Origin of the sequence: Pseudoalteromonas sp. S3260, from assembly GCF_005886925.1 — a bacterium.
Classification (GTDB): Bacteria; Pseudomonadota; Gammaproteobacteria; order Enterobacterales; family Alteromonadaceae; genus Pseudoalteromonas; species Pseudoalteromonas tetraodonis.
Map to the genome: position 1 here is coordinate 1 of NZ_PNCV01000002.1, position 21,294 is coordinate 21,294.

Below are 21,294 nucleotides of genomic sequence, written 5' to 3' on the forward strand. Positions count from 1 at the left end.
TTATATTGTTAAAGAACGTTGGATTAAAGCGTTAAACTTTATCTCGCTAGGGCTGCGCATATTACGCTTTCCTGCTTTTTTGTCAACACTTAATTTGTTAAACTTGAAAGTTTTTAAAACTAAGTTTTACTCGACTCACTAAGTAGCTCGTGTCTCGCTAAGCGTTGCGCTCTGCCGTCTCAGTGGGGTCGCATTATAGGGAGATCCGAAAACAGATCAACCCTTTTTTGAAGAAAACTTGAAATAAATGACTGTTCGAACAAAATTACAACTAAACGCTCATTTTAACCACTAAAAACTGTGGTAAAGAGCGGTTTAACTAGTTTACTTTAAGTTTCCAACCACATTTTTTCTGATACTTAATCTCTTGATTTAGCTCACTTGCCATTAGTGGGTGTTTTTTTAACCAATCGCTTTCAAATTGAATAGCTAACTCTTCATTTTCAGCTGTTATCTTAAAGTTTGGCAACACATCATCTTGTCGACGCATAGATAAAATAACGGCAATACGTAATAGTCGAACCATATATGCGGCAACAATACTATGTACACCTAGATGATCTAAGCATCCCTTTTGAAGGTCCCAGCGATGACTATTAGCTATAGCAACGATCACTTTGTGTTCTGATTGTGAAAAACCGGGCATATCGGTATTTTCTAAGATATAAGCGGTATGTTTGTGGTACTGCTTATACTCTATTAATAAACCTATTTCATGCAGCTGCGCGACGGCATTCAAAAGCGGTAATCCGTTTTGTGCTTCAATCGGCCAATACTGACTGACTTCATTAGCTAACAGTGCAGCTAAACTTGATACTCTAGATGCTTGCTTTTGATCAACATGATAACGGTTCATAAAACCATCAATGGTACGTTGGCGAATGTCGGTATTATGTAGCTCCGGTAGCATGCTATATAAAACACCTTCACGCAGAGCACCACCCGCTAACCCCATTTGTTCTATTTCTAGTGACTCAAACAGTGCAATTAAAATAGCCAGCCCAGATACAAACACTAACCGTCGCTCTTCACTTAACCCAGGCAAGTCGAGTTCAGCTATTGTTTTATAAGCTATGGATTGTTGTTTGATGGTGTATAGCTTTTCAAGAGTGAGCAATTCATTTAAATGTTGCGCCACCATAATTTCTTGAATAGCTTGCACTGTACCTGACGCACCTGAGGCAAGTTGCCAACCAGCCATTTTATATTCAGGTGCTATTTCATCAATAACTTTTCGTGCTGCTTTTATAGCAGCATTAAAGTTTGCTTCATTTAATTGGCAATCTTTAAAGTAGCGTTCGAGAAAAGTCACACAGCCGATATTAAGACTTTTATAGTGACGCGCTTCAAAACCTTGGCCAATAACAACCTCGGTACTCGCCCCACCAATATCAATAACCAGCTGCTTGCCAGTACATGAAGAGGTATGCGCAACCCCTTTATAAATAGTTCGCGCTTCTAGCTCGCCACTAATAACATTAACTTTATGCCCTAATATTTCTTCTGCACGTAGTTTAAAGTCGTCAGCGTTGGTTGCTAAGCGAAGTGTTGCAGTGGCAACAATGGTGATGTTTTGCGTAGGAATATCTTGCAACCGCTCTGCAAACAAGGCCAAACACTCCCAACCTCGTTGCATAGCCTCTAAGCTCAATAAATTATCATCATCAAGCCCAGCGGCGAGTCTTACTTTGCGTTTGACGCGACCTATTGTTTGTAAGCCACCCGCCACTGATTTGGCAATAAGCATATGAAAGCTATTTGAGCCCAAATCAATGACTGCATATACATTTTTTTGCGGTTTAAGTTGCCCCACCGTTCAAAAACCTCTAGTTACGAATACTATCAAACTAACGGTCGGTTAAGACCGTCCTTTTTGGTAACCATTATTTGGGCGACGTCCGTTGTTATTACTACGATTACGTGGACCGGTAGAAAAATTACGTTTTCTGTGAATAGTCGGCTTGGTCAAATCATCGAGCAATGCACTTTTATCGTAATGCGATAAAGGGATGCTGTGCTCGATGTACTCTTCAATTTCATGAAGGTTATAAGCATACTGCTCACACGCAAAGCTAATTGCATGACCCGAAGCGCCTGCACGAGCTGTACGACCAATACGGTGAACGTAATCTTCGCAATCATCAGGTAAGTCAAAGTTAAATACATGACTTACTTCTGGAATATGTAAACCACGCGCAGCAACATCGGTAGCCACTAAAAAGTCTAGCTCGCCTTTACTAAATTGCGCGAGTATTGATTGACGTTTCTTTTGGTTTACATCACCGGTGAGCATACCCACTCGATGTCCATCTGCTTTTAACCATGCATACACCGTTTCACAGCTGTGTTTGGTATTTGCAAAAACAATGGCTTTCTCAGGCCATTCTTCTTCAATCAAGGTTAACAACAGCTTAATTTTATCTTCTTGTGAAGGATGAAATAGCTCTTCTTGAATACGCTTACCCGTTTTTACATCGGGTTCTATTTGCACATGCTCTGGGTTTGTCATGTGTTCAAATGCAAGCTCTTGTACACGATACGACAGTGTGGCAGAGAATAATAAGTTTAAACGTTCTGATGTATCCGGCATACGACGGAACATATAACGGATATCTTTAATAAAGCCTAAATCGAACATACGATCGGCTTCATCTAGCACGACTACCTCAATTTCATTAAGGGTGTAACAGCCTTGCTTGTACAGATCTATTAGGCGACCTGTAGTACCAATTAAAATATCAACGCCTTTTTCTAGTTGTGCACGTTGTTTTTCGTAATCTTCGCCACCATATACTAAACCTAAGTTAAGATTACAGTGCGGCGCTAAAATTTTTGCATCTTTGTGTATCTGAATCGCAAGCTCCCGAGTTGGGGCCATGATCAGGGCTCTTGGATGTTTACTAGGTGCTTTGCTAGATTGTAATAACCGGTGGCATGTGGCGGTTAAAAACGCCAACGTTTTGCCTGTACCTGTTTGTGCTTGGCCCGCAATATCGCGCCCTTCACAAATAAACGGTAGGCATTTAGCTTGAATGGGTGTGCAATATTCAAACCCACTTTCGGTTAACCCGGCAACCACTTCCGGTGCAATAGCAAAGTCTGAAAACTTTTTATCGGTCAAATGTGTCTTAGTCATAGCGTTTAAGCATAACGTTTAAACTTGCAATAAGAAACAAGAGTGTTTAAATACGCACTAAATATTTCGCCTAACTAAACCGGAGAGCGCAATGAGCGAGAAAATAATCCAAATTACCGACGATAGCTTTGAAGCTGACGCATTACAATCAGACAAACCTGTACTAGTAGACTTTTGGGCTGAATGGTGCGGACCGTGTAAAATGATCGCCCCAATTCTAAGCGAAGTTGCTGAGGAATTTGATGGCCGTGTAACGATTACTAAATTAAACATTGACCAAAACGCAGGTACTCCTCCTAAATTTGGTATTCGTGGTATTCCTACACTACTACTTTTCAAAGATGGTCAAGTAGCTGCAACTAAAGTAGGCGCACTATCAAAAACACAATTAGTTGAGTTTTTAGAAAACAACATCTAAGTTAAGTGTAAATTTATAAAAAAAGGGCGCTCAGCCCTTTTTTTATTATTTATTTTACAGAAGTACTGGACGCTGCAGTAATGACCTGCTAATTTATAAAGCCAACTAATCCTTAGTTATATTCAACAAACCTCACTCAACGATCTAATAAAGCGATTTTGAGTATGACAACTGTAATAAAGAACCCACCAATATGCATTTACGCGAATTAAAAGACAAGTCTATAAAAGAGCTTGTAAACTTAGCTGAGTCCATGGGGCTCGAAAACGTAGCCCGCTTAAGAAAGCAAGACATTATTTTTGCTATTCTTAAATCCCATGCCAAAGGCGGAGAGAATATCTTCGGCGGTGGTGTATTAGAAATTTTGCAAGATGGTTTTGGCTTTTTAAGATCATCAGAAGCTTCTTACTTAGCTGGCCCAGATGATATTTATGTATCTCCAAGCCAAATTCGCCGTTTTAGTATGCGTACTGGCGACTCTATTTCAGGTCTTATTCGTCCGCCAAAAGATGGTGAGCGTTACTTTGCTTTACTTAAAGTAAACGAAGTTAATTTTGATAAACCTGAAAACTCTCGCACTAAAATCCTTTTTGAAAACCTGACACCACTACATGCAAACGAACGTTTTCGTATGGAACGTGGTAACGGCAGTAAAGAAGATATTACCGCACGAGTTCTTGATTTAGCGTCACCCATTGGCCGCGGCCAACGTGGTTTATTAGTAGCACCGCCAAAAGCGGGTAAAACCATGTTGCTACAAAATATTGCGCAATCAATCACACATAACCACCCTGATGTTACATTAATGGTTTTACTTATTGATGAACGTCCGGAAGAAGTGACTGAGATGCAACGCCTAGTAAAAGGTGAAGTTATTGCATCAACATTCGATGAACCAGCATCTCGCCATGTACAGGTTGCTGAAATGGTTATCGAAAAAGCAAAGCGCTTAGTTGAGCACAAAAAAGACGTGGTGATTTTACTTGATTCAATCACACGTTTAGCACGTGCTTACAACACCGTTATTCCATCATCAGGTAAAGTATTGACCGGTGGTGTAGATGCTAATGCATTACATAAGCCTAAACGTTTTTTTGGTGCTGCACGTAACGTTGAAGAAGGCGGTAGCTTAACAATTATTGCGACTGCGCTTATTGATACCGGCTCTAAAATGGATGAAGTTATCTACGAAGAGTTTAAGGGTACGGGTAACATGGAACTACACCTTAACCGTAAAATTGCGGAAAAACGTGTATTCCCAGCTATCGACTTTAACCGTTCTGGTACGCGTCGTGAAGAATTACTTACTAAGCCTGATGAGCTCCAAAAGCTGTGGATTTTACGTAAGATAGTCCATGACATGTCAGAAATTGATGCCATGGAATTTTTAATTGATAAACTATCGATGAGTAAAACCAACGATGAGTTTTTTGATTCGATGAAACGTCAGTAATCTGAACGCTGGTGAAATAAACATTTTTAAATAAAAAAGACACCAGATGGTGTCTTTTTTATTTTTAGAGTAAATCAGCTTATCCGTATTGCTTAAGCAGTACCAGCAAGCCATTTACTAATGTTGTTAACTTTTGAGTGTTAATTTGTGACTGAAGTAATTCGTCATCTAGTGCTTTTGCCGCTAAGACTATTTCTTTAAACTCAAACATTTGTGCCGCACCTAAAACTCGGTGGCTATCTTTTTGCAGCGATTTATAATCTCCAACTTTAAAATGCTGTTCAATTAGCTCACTTTCTGTAATCAGGCTTTGTTTAAAACTCGCTACTAAATCACTCATATCTACATGGATACTTTCTGTCGATGAATCCTCATTTGCTGAGCTTAAGTATTTAGCTAAAACAGTGTAAAAAGATTCTTTGTCTATTGGTTTTGCTAAATAATCGCTAAAACCAAGTGATAAGTAGTGGTCAATCTCGTGGCTCATGGCATTGGCCGTTAACGCTAAAATAGGCGGCTCATAGCCACATTGTTTGAGTAGTTCAAACGCAGAAATACCATCCATAACGGGCATTTGAATATCTAACAGTACTAAATCTGGGTATAGCTTTAAACTTTGTTCTACTGCTTGCTCACCGTTTTCAACGGCAATCACTTCTAGCCCAAGAGAATGTAAATAACGACTGATCAGTTTGCGGTTATCACTGTGATCTTCAGCAAGCACCACCTTACCCGATAATAATCTGTGTCGCTCATCTGACTTAGCTTGCTGATCGTCATGGCAAACTTGCTCTTCAACTTGTATACAAGGCAAATAAAATGAAAACTCACTGCCTTTTTTAAACTCACTCTGCACACTTATGTAGCCACCCATCATCGCCGCTAATTGCTGCGACAAGCTCAAACCTAGTCCTGTGCCACCAAAACGTCGACTAATACTGTTATCTGCTTGGCTAAAACACTCAAAAATAAGTTTAAGTTGAGATGAGCTCATGCCAATCCCAGTGTCTTTAATCGAAAAGAGTAACCCTTGCTCGGTTTTACTAACACCAATAGTTACTTGCCCTTTATGAGTAAACTTAATGGCATTGGCGCATAAATTAATAAGTATTTGTTTTACTCGAGTTAAATCTAGCCGCGTAAAATAGGTATCACCTAACTGACTCTCTAATATCAGTGACAAGCCTTTCGCTTTAGTTTGTGGAGAAAACATAGCATGAACATCGTTGATCAATCGCACCATATCAAAACAGCTAATGTTAAGTTCTAGCCTGTTTGCTTCGATTTTACTTAAATCAAGCACATCATTAATCAGGCTTCTTAAATGCTCACTTTGTCGTTGTATTACTCTAAGCTCATCTTGTAACTGTTCCGGCTTGTATAGACCATTAATAAGATCGTCAGTTTGCGCCAAAATAGCGGTTAATGGCGTTCTAATTTCATGGCTTATATTCGCTAAAAACTGGCTTTTAACCTCGTTAGCTTCACGCAGTTCTTGCGCCACACTTTGCAGCTCTTTGGTGCGCTGTTCAACTTGCTCACTTAGCTTTAACTTCGCTTGTTTTTCTGTTCGGCGTTTATAAACAGCAATTACCGTAATTAAAATTAATATGGCAACAATCACCAACAAAAACGTTAACTGTGAACGTTTAGCTATTTGCAATTCTTGTAAGTATTGTTGTTGTTTTAATTGTTTAATTTCTTGGTTTAGCTGATTTGATTCAAACTGAATTTGAAATTGACTGACCGCTTTTGAGGCTTCTTCGGTATTAACACTGCGCTGATAATCAACATACTGTTGATGCAAACTTAACGCTTTTTCATAATCCCCTAAGCTAGCATGGATAAGCGCTTCAACCCCCAAACCGTCTTTTATGCGCATGCCATTATTGTACTCTTTGGCAAGCGTAATTGAACGCTCTGAGGTTTCTTTGGCATTTTCTGTATTGCCTTGCACAAATTGAACAGTCGATAACACGTGTAAGGCAGCCGCTAGTAACGACTTATTATCAGCCTCAAGTGCAAACTGTTGCCCAGCATTAGCATGATAAAAGGCAACATCAAATTTATTTAGCTTAAGGTTGATGGTGGCTAAGTTTGTATGCTTGATAGAAAGTTGAAACGCATTATTAACGCTTTGATAGTAACGTAAGGCCAACTGATTATAATGCAGTGCTAATTGGTACTGTCTCGATTCTGTGTACGCCACACCCATGTTACCGTATACCTGTGCAACGCCATCGTCATCACCAAGCTCTTGAAAAACTTTTAAAACCTCACGATACATCTCAAGCGCGGACTCATACCGAGAGAGACGAATATAAATACCGGCGATATTATGTAATATATCGGCTTTATCTTGTGCGCTCCCCTCTTTTTCATAAATGACTTTGGCTTGCTGATAATAATCGAGGGCTAGCTCCATGTTATACATATCAAAGTAAGCGAGCCCAATATTACTGAGTAAGTTAGCCTGTTTAATCGGGCTTTTAAGGGTAATGGCAATGTTTAACGCGCGATTATAATCAACGACCGCTTGTTGCACTAACCCTTGATAATAAAGCACCACGCCTTGCATTTTAATTGCACGAAAATAAAGTTTTGGCTGTTCTTTAAGGGTGCTATTCGCCTCTAGTAATTTAAAATACTTTAGTGCATTAGCTAAATCACTCTGTGTAAACGCCAGCTCCGCTAAGTCACTGTAAATGGTCACGCGTTGTAAATTTGGAAGATCAGGGTTAGCTAATATGTCTGTTGCAAGGCGGTGCTTTTTAGTCCATGTTTGCTCAAGATCGAACTGCTCAAACAAACTTGTCTGCTCATTGGATAAAGCGTCGTTTGATGCACCACCCAGTACAACCAAAAGACCAATAAAGCAGATGCGCTGTAACCGAGTCAGCATAAAAATATCCTTTAATCCTTGCTAGCCATAATAAAATGACACCCAAACAATATGTAAACATCTAATTTAGACCAATATAAAACAGGCATTCACGCCCACTCCTTGGGGTTTAATGTTACTTAGGTGTATGATAATTTGTTCAAGATACACCAATTAATAGATTGTAAACAATGCTTAACCCACTGATAGATGAGATTTTTGAACTATTAATCAATAATAAAGTGTGGATGGTTCATACTTTAGCATCGGAACTAAAAGAACGTGGGTTACTTGATACCTTAGCAGCTGATCCTGGCCGTGATTTATTTAAACGTAATTTTTTAATTATGAATGCACTTTATCAGCTACAGCAGCAAGTTATGCCAAAACAGCAGCTACTGATTAAAAGTTTACACATTGAGCTGGTAAGCGACCCTCGCCAAAACCAACTTCACCCAAACGATCCGCTGCGTGACTACTACTTAAACTGGCAAAACTTTGAAACATCAACAGCAGAAATTAACGCATTATTAGATAGCTTTTGGCAACGTTTCAGTAAGCCTAAACAACATGAAGCGCCTTTAAGTGCTCAGCAACATCAGCAATTAATCGCTCGCTGGCAATTAGTACAACCAATTACCTTAAAAACATTACAAAAGCGTTGGCGACAACTAGCCGTTCAGCATCATCCAGACAAACAAGGGGGTGATAATGAAGTGTTTAAACAATTAAAAATGGAATATGAGCAACTCAAGGCGAGCTGCTCATCTTAAAACGTAAAACTAGCGCGTCAGGCGACGAGCACGGATTTTACGCCCTTTAATATTGCCTTCGGTTAATTTACGTAACGCGGGTTTAGATGAGTTACGCTCTACCGCGACAAAAGCCACGTTATCAAGTACATTAATTTTACCCACTTGGCGCCCTGCTATACCATCTTTACCTGTTAATGCCCCTAAAATGTCACCGGCACGCACTTTTTGTTTTTTGCCTGCATCAATCATCAAAGTCACCATTTCTGGCTTGTAAGGAGGCTTATCAAGTAGGTTATATGATGGCATTGGCTCAGGGGTAAAATCACGCTCATAGTGGTCACCAATTTGCGCTACTTTAAATTGCTCAGCATCACCGTAAATAGAACACGCAATGCCTTTTTTGCCCGCTCGCCCGGTACGCCCTACGCGGTGAACATGCGTTTGTGGATCATGCGCTAAGTGATAGTTAATTACCATGTCCATATCATCAATATCTAAGCCGCGTGCTGCTACATCGGTTGCCACTAAAATAGACGCACTCTTATTGGCAAAATGAATCAGTGTACGCTCACGGTCACGCTGCTCTAAATCGCCATGCAATGCAACGGCGCTGAAGCCTTCATCGGCTAAATCATCACATACTTGCTGTGTTTCTACCTTGGTATTACAAAACACCACACAACTTTGTGGGGTAAATTTAAGTAATAGTAATTTAAGGGTTGGATAACGTTGCTTATTATTATCCATTTTATAGAAGTATTGCTTGATAGTGCTTTTTTCTTGCTGCTCTTCTACTTTAATCATTTCAGGGTTGCTCAGAACACGCTTTGCAATGGCTTCTATTGATTTTGGAAAAGTCGCGCTAAATAACAATGTTTGACGATTTGTTGGAATACACTCAATTATGGCATCGAGGGTGTCTTGAAAACCCATATCAAGCATTTGGTCAGCTTCATCAAGTACCAGCGTTTCAACATCATCTAAGCGCAATGTACCTTTACGAATATGGTCGTCAACTCGCCCTGGTGTACCTACAATAATATGCGCACCATGTTCAAGTGAGCCAATTTGAGGACCAATTGATACCCCGCCACACAAAGTTAAAATTTTAATATTATGAATACCGCGTGCTAATTTGCGCATTTCAACCGCTACCTGCTCTGCAAGCTCACGGGTTGGGCACAGCACTAACGACTGAATACGAAAGCGTTTAACATTCAGCTTGGCTAAAACGCCTAAACTAAATGCCGCTGTTTTACCTGAGCCTGTTTTGGCTTGGGCAATAATATCTTTGCCATTTAAAACGGGTGGTAGGCTTTGCGCCTGTACAGGCGTCATTTGGGTGTAGCCGAGCGTTGATAAATTATCAACTAACCCTGAAGGTAAGGCCAACGATGAAAAAGCAGTTGCAGTCACAGTAAATTCCATAGCAAAAAAATAACTTGAGAAAAGTCTCAATAAATATGCGGCTAATAATAGCAGATTTAACAATTAGCAACCATTAACAACGCACGATAAAAAGTGCAAATAAAGATATTGCAAATGATAGTTATTTTTATTAAGATCCGCAGCGTTTTACTATTCTAATAACTCTAAGCCGGAAGCTACTAATGAAATTTAACCCACTTTTTATCGCACTTTTAGCCAGTACCTCTGCAAATGTATTCGCCAACACCGCAAATATAGAGCGCATTGAAGTAAAAGGCAGTTACTTCAACGACTACAAAGTAGATAATGCCAGTGGGCCAATGAGAACCTCAACCTCATTACTCGATACCGCACAATCAGTCACTGTTATTACAGATACAATTGTAAATGAGCAACTAGCAACCACCTTAGGTGAAGTACTAAGTAACGATGCGAGTTTAACGCCAGGATCTAAGCAACGTAATCGTGAAGTATTTAACTTACGTGGTTTTGAGTTAAGTTCATCAACCGGCTACCTGCGTGATGGCCACCAGCATTGGTCTCATTACCAGCAACCCATTGAGATTTTAGAGCAAGTAGAAGTTATTAAAGGCCCTTCAAGTATTTTATACGGGCAATCAGGGCCTGGCGGCCTAGTGAATATGGTAACCAAAAAACCGACTGCGCAAACGTTATTTAATGCCAGTGCCGATGTTGATCAGCATGGTTCAACTCGCTTTATGCTTGATGCTGGCGGCGCACTTACCGAGGCTGAAGATCTACGTGCCCGCGGTGTATTAGTAAAACAAGATGTTGAATACTGGCGAGAATACCAAAACGGTGATAACCGTGAACGCGATCGCTTTTTAGGTGCCTTAGTGGTTGATTACGATATTAGCGATAACGCCTTAGTGCGCGTGCATTATGATCGCACTGATGACGAAGCAGGCTTAGATACTGGCGCTTGGATAGATAATGATGCCAATATCATTGGCGATGACAAAACAATTCGTGATATGTCATGGGCCTTTACCGATATTACTGTTGAAAACATGGGTATTGATTTTAAGGTGTTTTTAACCGACCACTGGCACGTAAATTTAGGCTACAACGAACAAACATTTGAACGCCAGCGCTTTGAGTCAGCACCACGTAAGCCAAGTGACTTTATCGAAGGCGATAGCTATCAGTCACGTCCTTACGATCGCTTTGATGATTGGCAGTTTAAAACTGCTTTTATTGACTTCATTGGCGAATTTGAAACCTTGGGTGTGCATCATCAATTACTTGTAGGCGCTAACTCACTGGATTATTACTACGGCCAATTACGTACATCTGCTGATACGATTAATTTTTCTGCCGGTCAAAATGAGCCTAATCGCCCTAATATAAGTTACAAGTCAGATGACACTATTAGCTCGTCTGCTTACGACTATTACGGGATTTATATCCAAGACTTAATTTCATTCTCACCAGAATGGCAACTATCACTGGGTGGTCGTTACGATAAACAAAGTAAAGAAAACAGCAATAACGAATCGTTCGTACCTAAGGTTGGCGTACTTTACCATCCTCATGCCTCTGCAACTGTTTATGCAAGTTACTCAGAAGGGTTTGAGCCACAAAACGAAACATTGGTAAATACAAGTGATGTTAATAATGGCATGAAGCTCGATGCTATTACCTCTGAGCAAAAGGAAGTTGGGGTAAAATGGCAACTGTTTGATGACCGATTAATGCTTAGCGGTGCCTTATTTGATATTAGCAAAACAGGTACCTTAGTGAACGAAGATCTGATTAACCCTATCGGTGATATAACCAGCATCACCACACAGGCAGGTGAGCAACGCCATAAAGGCTTTGAGCTTGCAGCTCAAGGTGCCGCTACTGACCGTTTATTTGTTATGGCATCAACCATGTATTTAGATGCTAACTATGAGCGTGATGAAGAAAAATTAGAGGGCAAACGCCCAACTGATGCACCAAAGTGGTCAGCCTCTTTATGGACACGTTATGAATTAAATGACGCCATTGCTTTTAATGCCGGCGCTTTTTATGAAGGTGAACGTTTTGCCGATAATGCCAATACCGTAACAAAACAGGGATATACCCGTGTTGATGTTGGCGCAACATACGCACTTAAGGTAAGTAATACAGATATTAACCTGCGTTTAAACATTGAAAACTTATTCGATAAAAACTACCTAGCTGGTGGTGGATTAAATAACGTGACGGTAGGTGAAGGCACAAACGTGCGTTTAGCAGCGCAATTTAGCTTTTAAATACAGACTTTAAAAATCCATAGCCCACCTCAATTTGGGGTGGGCTTTTTTTGAACTGACTTTTGAACCCACTGAATAGCCTACTCATCTCATCTATTTTTTATCCTGTTTGTTACATGCTTTAATGGTGTTAATCATTACAAAGGCTCTCTGAATATGAAACAATTGCTCACAGCACTCCTATTTACCACCAGCATGACGGTAAGCGCCAACAACAGTGAATTCACTGCAAAACAGCTACAACAAGTAGATGAGGTGCGCACCACCGCCCTTAAAAGTGATTTAAGCTATCAATTACTAGAATCACTCACCACAGAAATAGGCCCGCGCCTACCTGGCACCGAAAACGATAAAAAAGCCGTTGCTTGGGCAAAAGCAAAGTTTGATGAATTGGGCTTTGATAAAGTCTGGTTAGAAGAAGCAACCTTCCCTGAATGGCGTCGCTATAGCGAAAGTGGAAAAATACTCACTCCAAGCGAGCAACCTCTGCATTTAACAGCACTTGGTAACAGCATTAGTACACCAAAGGAGGGGATCAGCGCACCTGTCGTCTTATTCGAAACCCTTGACGAATTAAAAGCCGCACCGGCTAATAGCTTAAAAGGTAAAATTGCTTATATTAATTACCGTATGAACCGTGATATTGACGGCAATGGTTATGGCCCCGCGGTAAAAGCCCGTGCTACCGGAGCAATTGAAGCGGCTAAAAAAGGCGCTGTTGCCTATATGATGCGCTCAGTTAGCACTGGCCACCATCGCTTTGCACATACCGGCGGTAGCTATTATAAAGAAGGGGTAACTAAAATACCTAACGTGACTATTGCCAATCCTGATGCTGACCAAATAGCACGATTAGTCGCATTAAACAAAGACGTGTCGGTTAATATTAATGTACAAACCGAAAACCTAGGCGAGGGCACTGGTTATAACGTCATTGGCCAATTTAATGGTACTGAAAACCCTGAGCAATATGTACTTATTGGTGGACACTTAGATTCGTGGGATTTAGGTACTGGCGCTCTGGATGATGGCGCTGGCGTTGCCTTAACCATGGCAGCAGCAAAGCATATTAGTGATGTAAAACGTCCTAAGCGCAGTATTCGCGTTGTGCTTTTTGCAGCTGAAGAACTCGGCCTTTGGGGCGCAAAAGCGTATTTTGCAAAGCATAAAAATGAGCTTAATAACATTGTAGCTGCTGCAGAGTCTGACTTTGGTGCTGATGTAGTTTATGGCTTTGAATCAAATGTAAACGCAGCTTCACTGCCAGTAGTGCGCGCGATTGCCAAAGAGCTTGCGCCATTAAATATTGAATACATTGGCCAAAATGAAGCTAAAGGCGGACCCGATCTCATCCCATTTAAAAATGCAGTTTCTGCACCTATTTTTGAACTGGCACAAGATGGTACTGACTACTTTGATTACCACCATACAGCGGATGACACCCTTGATAAAGTGACACCCGCTAAACTTCGTCAAAACACTGCTGCTTATGCTGTATTTGCGTTAATGGCCGCCGACGCTAAAACGACCATTAAACCAAAAGCACGCACTAAAGAGTAACTGACATAATTACTTACAGTTTGCTGCTTTAACTAATACGCTCATTGTTTTAACTTAAAGAGAATTAAAACAGGGAGCGTATTTTCATGCTGCTTTTCAATACCAGTCAGTCTTTTCCTCATTTTACACAAGTACAGTGCTGCCCTAATTGCAAAAGTAACAGCTATCACTTAGTTAACCAAAGCCGCTTTTTGCGCTTTACTATTCTTCCTATAGTTCCGATAAAGTTGAGCTATAAACGCGAGTGCTATCAATGTGGACATTGTGAGCCTACAAGCATTAAAAAGTTACCCCTGTTCGAAAAGCTAAGCCTACCCAAATACTGTATTGGGTTAGTTTTATTGCTGTGGGTATTGTTATTTTTTTACCAAAAACACCTTAATGCTGAGGCGCTAAAACAAAGTTATTTAACCAACCCCAAAGCCTACGACACCTATTTAGTAAAGGCCGATAAATTCACTCATGAACCGTGGACACTGACTAATTTAAAAGTCGCGCAAGTGCTGAGCTTTGATCAGCAATTTATAACGTTTCAGGTGAGTAATTACAGCTATAAGCGCAGCAGTGCTATAACCACAGCAATGCGTGCAAGTTTATTAGTGCAAAGAGATTACTTTTCGTCTAAAACCATCACCCTACCTCGTAATGAAATAAAACGCTTATACAAGGATGACATTATATTCGACGTGCTGCGCCCCTATGCAAATAGTTTATATGGTGGATTTGTGATGTTTCCGCCACAGCCAAAACCTTTATATAAAGGAGTAAAGCTCGATAAAAATAATCAACAAGGAATTATGTACCACAAAGATGGGCAATACGATGAAGCGCTAGAAAGCTTTACTCTTGCAGCGCAAACAGGTTCTCAATGGGGGCAACTAAATCTGGCGCAAATGTATCGCGACGGGCAAGGCACAGAGAAAAACGCCCCACAAGCTATTTATTGGTATAAAAAAGCCATTGCTCAAGGTAATAGCAAAGCTAAACACGAGCTTGAGCAATTATGTAAAAGTACACAATGTGAATAATGTAAAGTAGCGCGATTACGCCGCGCTACTATGGGTTTTAAAGAGCTTAGTATAGATTACATGCATAATAACAATAATCAAACCCGCAACCACACCAAGTAAGCCATCAAATACTAAAGGGGCTAGCATCTCACCTACCCCACCTAAAGTTGACTGGGCGTAATGTGTGATATCAATCTGCGTATGATGCAGTAACTCAACACCATGCACTAAAATTCCACCCCCCACTAAAAACATGGCGATTGTACCTGCAAAGGCTAAAAACTGCATAAGTCGGGGAGCTGCTGCAAGTAGGCCTTTACCCAGTAATTCTTTAAATTTATTTGCAGAGAGTTTTGATTGGTTAAGTAAATACAATCCAGCATCATCAAGTTTTACAATTCCAGCTACCAGTCCATAAACACCAATAGTCATGATGATGGCAATAACACTTAGCACCAGTGCTTGATTCATTAACGTAGCCCCAGCCACAGTCCCTAAGGTAATTACAATAATTTCAGCAGACAGAATAAAGTCAGTACGAATAGCACCTTTTACTTTTTGCCTTTCATATTCAACTAAATCTAACTTTTCATCATCATCTATCGTTTCCTCATGGAGAGGTAAAAAGCGAGCAAATACTTTTTCAGCGCCTTCAAAACATAAAAATAAACCACCCATCATTAAAAGTGGCGTAATTAGCCAAGGCAACCACACACTAATTAATAACGCAGCAGGGACTAATATCGCTTTATTTAAAAACGACCCTTTTGCCACCGCCCATACTACCGGCAGCTCTCTATCGGCAGTGACCCCTGTAACTTGCTGCGCATTGAGCGCCAAGTCATCTCCTAGTACGCCTGCCGTTTTTTTAGTCGCAACTTTACTCATAGTCGCAATATCATCAAGTAAGGTCGTTATATCATCAAGTAATGTTAAGAGGTTAGTGCCAGCCATGATATTCCCTAGCTAAAAATAAGAGCTTAAACATAACGTAAAGCCTTATTTTCACCAACGGTTAATTTAGCTTTGCTAAGCTCATAATTAACCAAGCGACTAAATAAGTAAAACACAGCCTAATGAAACACTACGCCATTACTATTGCTTTAATAGCCCTGGTTGCATGCAATGAGCAACCCATTACAACAAACTACATGTGCGATAACACCGCTGCACAACTAGATATTATTAGCAACAAACAGGCGACGCTCCGCTTTAATAAGCATGATTATTTATTAACTCATGAGGTGAGTGCCTCTAGTAGCAAATATATAAATACCAAGGTACTGTTTTGGAGTAAGGGCGAGCAAGCTATGCTAATAATTAACGGTAAAAAATATCAATGTACAAGCAATTAACCACTAACTAACAACATATTAAAAAACTTGCTACACTAACAAAAGTCTTAATACTGTTGATAAAGTTATGCATTCTATCGCTATAAAACATAAAATAATTTTAGCCTTTTCAGCTATTGGCCTGTTAATGCTTACCAGCTGCATATTTTTTTACTGGTCACTCCATCAAATCAGTACCACTAACTCGCGCATAGAAACGTTAGCGGTTCCGGTACAGCAAGCGAGTAAAGACCTGCGTTTATCGCTACTTTCAATTACTAAATTTAACGCCATTGCTTACAGCCAAACTAAACTTGATTTACTACTGCAAAATAAAAAGCAAGCACACGCAGAGCAAACACAGTTTTTTAATAAATTAGAGACGCTAAAAGCACAAGTTGCCAAGCAACAAAGTATGCAAACATTACTTGTTACTATTCATAATGACTTCACTAAACTAAATACTATAAGCAACGACATGCTTGCAACAAAAGAGCAACGCTTTAAGGCGCAAAGTACCGCCGCAGCACTGACAGTTACCTTTAATGAACAGCTTCGCGATCTGAGTAACCAATTACTTGATATAGAGCTTATAAACGTAGCGGGCAACCAGCAATCGCTTTTAAATGCAGTCTTTGGCACAGCGACTCGAATTGATGATTTATTATTTACTCTAAACAATAATGTCAAAGGCATTGGGCAAGTAACCACCTCTGAAGATATCAATGCCCACCAACAGGACACTTCTTTTTTACTCGATAATATTCAATCTAATCTTAGTTATTTAGAGCAACAAGCCTCTCCTATTGCAAATAAGCTCAACGCCAATGAGTTAATAGCGGCGTTTAACGATTTAAGCAGCCTATTAAATAATCCTGATGGGCTGTATGCATTGCAGAACACTGTACTCAATAGCAAAGACAAGGTTGATCAGCGGTTTGAAAGTTTTCAACATGCCTTTATCATTATAGAAAATCAGCTAATTGAGCTTAATAAACTTGCAGACACGCGCTTTGACTCCCTGCAAGAGAGCGCTAAGTCAGCAATCAATACCGGCTCTAGCTTAGTTATTATTATTGCTTTTGTTTTAATTGTTTTGCTGGTTATTATTTCAGTGTTTACTACTAACGCCATGCTAAAACCACTTAAAAAGGTGAATAAAGAACTCGCACGCATAGCCTCAGGTGACTTTTCACGGCGTAGTAACCCTCTAAGTAAAGACGAATTTGGTACCCTACTGCATAATACCAATAAGCTTTGTGATGATTTAACTCACCTAATAAAAGGGATCAGTAACGACGCCTACGAACTCGATAATTCAGCCATTCAAACCAGTGAAAAAGTGCAACAAATGACCATCGTTGCTAAGCAACAGCTGGAACGCAGCGCACAAGCAACCTCATTGGCGCAACGTATGCTACAAAGCTCACAAGCCGTTTACGAACAAGCGCAGAGTACCTCAAATGAAATAACGAATGCCTCGCAGTTTGCAAATGATGTCAATGACATTGCAAACAACAATAGCCAAAGTATTGAATCTCTTTTAAGCCGCCTAGATAAAGCAGTTAGCAGCACCGAAGAGCTTGCACAATACACCAAACTGATTGGCGCTATTGTTGATACGATTAGCAGTATTGCAGAGCAAACCAATTTGCTAGCGCTTAATGCGGCCATTGAAGCAGCAAGAGCCGGTGAACATGGTCGAGGATTTGCCGTAGTGGCCGATGAAGTGCGTTCGCTTGCAGCACGAACACAAAGCTCCACTAGCGAAATAACCACCATGATCAACACACTACAACAACATACTCAGACTACCCAAGCTGAAATAAATGATGGTCAACAACAAGCCAAGCATTGTGTTGAAAACAGTACTGAACTAAATGCAGCCGTTGAGCGTATCAAAAGCACGTTAGTATCGGTCAATGCAATGAGCAAAGACATTGCCCATGCATCGCATGAACAACTTGCAAACAGCACTGATATCCAACAAATAATGGCTAAGGTAACCGATCATGCCACCTTAAATGCCGACAATGCGACGACCCTAGCAAGCGAAAGTGAAGATGTTAACCAACTTGCACACTCTTTAAAAGATGCGGTAGAGCGCTTTAAGTTTTAAGTGCAAGTAATGACTTGGCTTGCATGAACTGGGTATAATACTTTTAACTTTTTGCTAAGTAACGGCCCACAATGAAATACAAAGATCTACGCGATTTTATCGATTTACTTGAAAAACGAGGCGAATTAAAACGCATCAGCCAAGAAATCGACCCGTATCTTGAGATGACCGAAATTGCCGATCGCACACTGCGTGCTAAAGGCCCCGCTTTATTATTTGAAAACCCGAAAGGGTATGACATGCCTGTTCTAGCTAACTTATTTGGTACACCTAAGCGTGTAGCTATGGGTATGGGCCAAGAAGATGTCAGTGAATTACGAGAAGTTGGTAAGTTATTGGCATTTTTAAAAGAGCCAGAGCCACCAAAAGGCATTAAAGAAGCCCTTGGACAAATTCCGGTATTTAAGCAAGTCCTTAATATGCCAGCCAAAGAAGTAAAAAAAGCGCCCTGCCAACAAGTTATTTTACAAGGTGACGATGTTGATTTAACCAAGCTTCCTATTCAGCATTGCTGGCCTGGTGATGCTGCGCCTTTAATTACTTGGGGTTTAACCGTTACCAAAGGGCCTTATAAAAAGCGTCAAAATTTAGGGATTTATCGTCAACAGCTATTGGGTAAAAATAAAATCATTATGCGTTGGTTATCTCATCGCGGTGGCGCGCTTGATTTTCAAGAGTGGTGTAAAGAACACCCTGGTCAGCCCTACCCTGTTTCGGTGGCATTAGGTGCAGATCCTGCGACTATTTTAGGTGCTGTTACACCCGTTCCAGACACGTTAAGCGAATATGCTTTTGCTGGCTTACTGCGTGGTAGTAAAACAGAAGTGGTTAAGTCTATTTCGAATGATTTACAAGTACCGGCCAGTGCAGAAATCGTGCTTGAAGGGCATATTATGCCGGGAGAAATGGCACCTGAAGGCCCCTATGGCGACCATACGGGTTACTATAATGAAGTCGATGACTTTCCCGTTATGACGGTCACTCATATTACTCATCGTAAAGACCCTATTTATCACAGTACCTTTACGGGTCGTCCGCCTGATGAGCCAGCTATTTTAGGGGTGGCTTTAAACGAAGTATTTGTGCCAATTTTACAAAAACAGTTTCCAGAAATCGTTGATTTTTATTTACCACCAGAAGGCTGCTCGTACCGTATGGCCGTGGTTACGATGAAAAAACAATACCCCGGGCACGCCAAGCGCGTAATGATGGGGGTTTGGTCATTCCTACGACAGTTTATGTACACTAAATTTGTTATTGTCTGCGATGATGACATTAACGCCCGAGATTGGAACGATGTAATATGGGCTATTACTACCCGTATGGATCCTGCACGCGACACCACGTTAATTGAAAACACGCCAATAGACTATTTAGACTTTGCATCGCCTGTCTCTGGCCTTGGTTCAAAAATGGGCATGGATGCAACCAACAAATGGCCTGGCGAAACAACCCGTGAGTGGGGCGAACCTATTGTTATGGATCAAGCCACTAAAGATCGCGTTGATGAACTTTGGGATAGCCTAGGTATTCTTTAACGACTTTGGTCTAGGCTATAAACTCACCCTGCGGATATGCTACTATTGCTCAAATAAAGTGCGTATCCGCTAATTTAAGGTAAAACATGCAAACATTACACGCTGACGTTGTTTCTATCAGTCCACTAACAGAATTTGTTCATAAAGTTATTTTAAAGCCGCAGCAGCCCGTCACATTTGAAGCTGGCCAATATTTACAATTGGTTTTAGGTGAAAAAGATAAACGTGCGTTTTCAATTGCAAGCCGTCCTTCACAAACGGATGCTTTAGAATTACATATTGGTGCTTCAGTTGCTGACTCATATGCTATGCAATCGCTAGAGCACCTTCGTTGTGCCCACAATAATAATCAAACCGTGACTATTGAAGCGGGCTTAGGTGTTTCTCAACTACGTTTGCAGTGCGAGCGCCCTATTATTTTACTTGCTGGCGGCACAGGCTTCTCTTATGCAAAATCAATGGCCGATCACCTTGCTGAAATAGATTGTCAGCGCCCAGTGCTATTTTATTGGGGTGTTAAAGAAGAGTCTGCGCTGTATGCACACAGCGAAATGAAAGCTTGGGCTGATAGTCATAAGCACTTCGAATTTATTCCTGTGGTAGAGAATCCTACTGACAGCTGGACTGGCCATACTGGTTATGTGCATAAAGCGGTAATGGACGATATCATCTCGCTTGAACCTTATGATATTTACATGGCAGGTCGTTTTGACATGATAGGCATAGTGCGCGATGACTTTATTAGCCACGGTGCCATTCGCGAAAACATGTACGCGGATGCATTTGCTTTTATAAAATAACAGCAAATGCATCATTTTTAAGGCACCTTAGGGTGCCTTAATTGTTTTTATTGCCCGCCATTACCGCTGCGATGATTGTTATTACCTATTAAACTCATCAACATAAACAATTTCCTAAAATCCAATCTATAAACCATACTTTGTATAGAACATTCAGCGGGAGAAACCTAAATGCTAAATACAAAAGTAAAAGATTTTATGCAACACAAGTTGCCTCATATCACCCCTAATACAGAAATGACGACCGCCATTGCAGAACTACAAAAATTTAAATTGCTTGGTGCCCCAGTATTTGACGATAACAAGTTGCTAGTAGGTTTTATCTCTGAGCAGGAGCTACTTAAACCCCTAATGCAAAGCAGTTATTTTTGTGACGGTATGGTAAAAGTATCGCAGTTGATGCAAACAGAAGTTGTAACGGTCAGCGGTGATACCAATATCATGGAATTAGCAGAACAAATGCAACCCGGTAAGCCAAAGAATTACCCTGTGGTTGATGGTGACGTTGTAATTGGCATGATCAGCCGTGCCGATATTTTAAAAGCACTTTATGATAATTACGTTAGCTGTCAAACCCACATATAAGTAAAAGATCCACCTT

16 protein-coding genes are annotated in these 21,294 nt (G+C 40.6%); 11 read left to right on the forward strand and 5 right to left on the reverse strand.

Features of this window, described 5'->3' with window-relative positions:
- Positions 1-319 precede the first annotated feature (319 nt).
- Positions 320-1,813, reverse strand: coding sequence for a guanosine-5'-triphosphate,3'-diphosphate diphosphatase (gene gppA / locus CWC14_RS00330; protein ID WP_138560651.1), 1,494 nt, complete (start codon positions 1,811-1,813; stop codon positions 320-322).
- Positions 1,814-1,858: 45 nt separating this feature from the next.
- Positions 1,859-3,136 (reverse strand): ATP-dependent RNA helicase RhlB, encoded by a 1,278-nt coding sequence (rhlB, locus tag CWC14_RS00335; protein ID WP_010392673.1) that lies wholly within the window; start codon positions 3,134-3,136, stop codon positions 1,859-1,861.
- Positions 3,137-3,227: 91 nt separating this feature from the next.
- On the opposite strand from rhlB, the gene trxA reads away from it, so the two are divergent.
- The gene (gene trxA, locus CWC14_RS00340; RefSeq protein ID WP_138560653.1) at positions 3,228-3,554 is read left to right on the forward strand and encodes a thioredoxin TrxA; all 327 of its coding nucleotides are present in this window, start codon (positions 3,228-3,230) and stop codon (positions 3,552-3,554) included.
- A gap of 193 nt (positions 3,555-3,747) precedes the next feature.
- On the forward strand, positions 3,748-5,007 hold the full coding sequence (rho, locus tag CWC14_RS00345) for a transcription termination factor Rho (RefSeq protein WP_013463749.1): 1,260 nt from the start codon (positions 3,748-3,750) through the stop codon (positions 5,005-5,007).
- Positions 5,008-5,086: 79 nt separating this feature from the next.
- On the opposite strand, the gene CWC14_RS00350 is transcribed toward rho, so the two are convergent.
- Positions 5,087-7,909, reverse strand: coding sequence for a tetratricopeptide repeat protein (locus tag CWC14_RS00350; RefSeq protein WP_138560655.1), 2,823 nt, complete (start codon positions 7,907-7,909; stop codon positions 5,087-5,089).
- A 170-nt stretch (positions 7,910-8,079) separates the two neighbouring features.
- Here CWC14_RS00350 and CWC14_RS00355 point away from each other — a divergent pair, with 170 nt between their 5' ends.
- A complete protein-coding gene (locus CWC14_RS00355) occupies positions 8,080-8,661 on the forward strand; it encodes a DNA-J related domain-containing protein (protein WP_024601995.1) in 582 nt (193 codons plus the stop codon).
- A 9-nt stretch (positions 8,662-8,670) separates the two neighbouring features.
- On the opposite strand, the gene dbpA is transcribed toward CWC14_RS00355, so the two are convergent.
- Complete coding sequence (gene dbpA, locus CWC14_RS00360; protein WP_076922614.1) at positions 8,671-10,059, reverse strand: ATP-dependent RNA helicase DbpA; 1,389 nt, start codon at positions 10,057-10,059, stop codon at positions 8,671-8,673.
- A 194-nt stretch (positions 10,060-10,253) separates the two neighbouring features.
- Between dbpA and CWC14_RS00365 the strand changes: the two genes are divergently transcribed.
- The 3 genes from CWC14_RS00365 to CWC14_RS00375 all read left to right on the forward strand — a co-directional run bounded on the left by CWC14_RS00365 (position 10,254) and on the right by CWC14_RS00375 (position 14,920).
- The gene (locus tag CWC14_RS00365; RefSeq protein ID WP_138560657.1) at positions 10,254-12,332 is read left to right on the forward strand and encodes a TonB-dependent siderophore receptor; all 2,079 of its coding nucleotides are present in this window, start codon (positions 10,254-10,256) and stop codon (positions 12,330-12,332) included.
- Between the two features lie 156 nt (positions 12,333-12,488).
- Complete coding sequence (locus tag CWC14_RS00370) at positions 12,489-13,892, forward strand: M20/M25/M40 family metallo-hydrolase (RefSeq protein ID WP_013463744.1); 1,404 nt, start codon at positions 12,489-12,491, stop codon at positions 13,890-13,892.
- Positions 13,893-13,978: 86 nt separating this feature from the next.
- Positions 13,979-14,920: a tetratricopeptide repeat protein gene (locus CWC14_RS00375; protein WP_138560659.1), complete on the forward strand. Its 942-nt coding sequence runs from the start codon at positions 13,979-13,981 to the stop codon at positions 14,918-14,920.
- Between the two features lie 15 nt (positions 14,921-14,935).
- Here the strand turns inward: CWC14_RS00375 and CWC14_RS00380 are convergent, their stop codons facing one another.
- Entirely contained in the window at positions 14,936-15,856 is a 921-nt protein-coding gene (locus CWC14_RS00380; RefSeq protein WP_138560661.1) for a DUF808 domain-containing protein, read from the reverse strand.
- A 122-nt stretch (positions 15,857-15,978) separates the two neighbouring features.
- Between CWC14_RS00380 and CWC14_RS00385 the strand changes: the two genes are divergently transcribed.
- From CWC14_RS00385 to CWC14_RS00405, 5 genes are all read left to right on the forward strand, one after another.
- Positions 15,979-16,257 carry an MliC family protein gene (locus CWC14_RS00385; protein ID WP_138560663.1) on the forward strand — a complete coding sequence of 93 codons (279 nt, stop codon included), beginning with the start codon at positions 15,979-15,981 and terminating at the stop codon, positions 16,255-16,257.
- 67 nt (positions 16,258-16,324) lie between these two features.
- Positions 16,325-18,355, forward strand: a complete 2,031-nt coding sequence (locus tag CWC14_RS00390; RefSeq protein WP_138560665.1) for a methyl-accepting chemotaxis protein — start codon at positions 16,325-16,327, stop codon at positions 18,353-18,355.
- 71 nt (positions 18,356-18,426) lie between these two features.
- The gene (gene ubiD, locus CWC14_RS00395; RefSeq protein WP_138560667.1) at positions 18,427-19,893 is read left to right on the forward strand and encodes a 4-hydroxy-3-polyprenylbenzoate decarboxylase; all 1,467 of its coding nucleotides are present in this window, start codon (positions 18,427-18,429) and stop codon (positions 19,891-19,893) included.
- Positions 19,894-19,979: 86 nt separating this feature from the next.
- Entirely contained in the window at positions 19,980-20,693 is a 714-nt protein-coding gene (gene fre / locus CWC14_RS00400) for an NAD(P)H-flavin reductase (RefSeq protein ID WP_138560669.1), read from the forward strand.
- A gap of 171 nt (positions 20,694-20,864) precedes the next feature.
- Complete coding sequence (locus CWC14_RS00405; RefSeq protein WP_138560671.1) at positions 20,865-21,278, forward strand: CBS domain-containing protein; 414 nt, start codon at positions 20,865-20,867, stop codon at positions 21,276-21,278.
- Positions 21,279-21,294 lie beyond the last annotated feature (16 nt).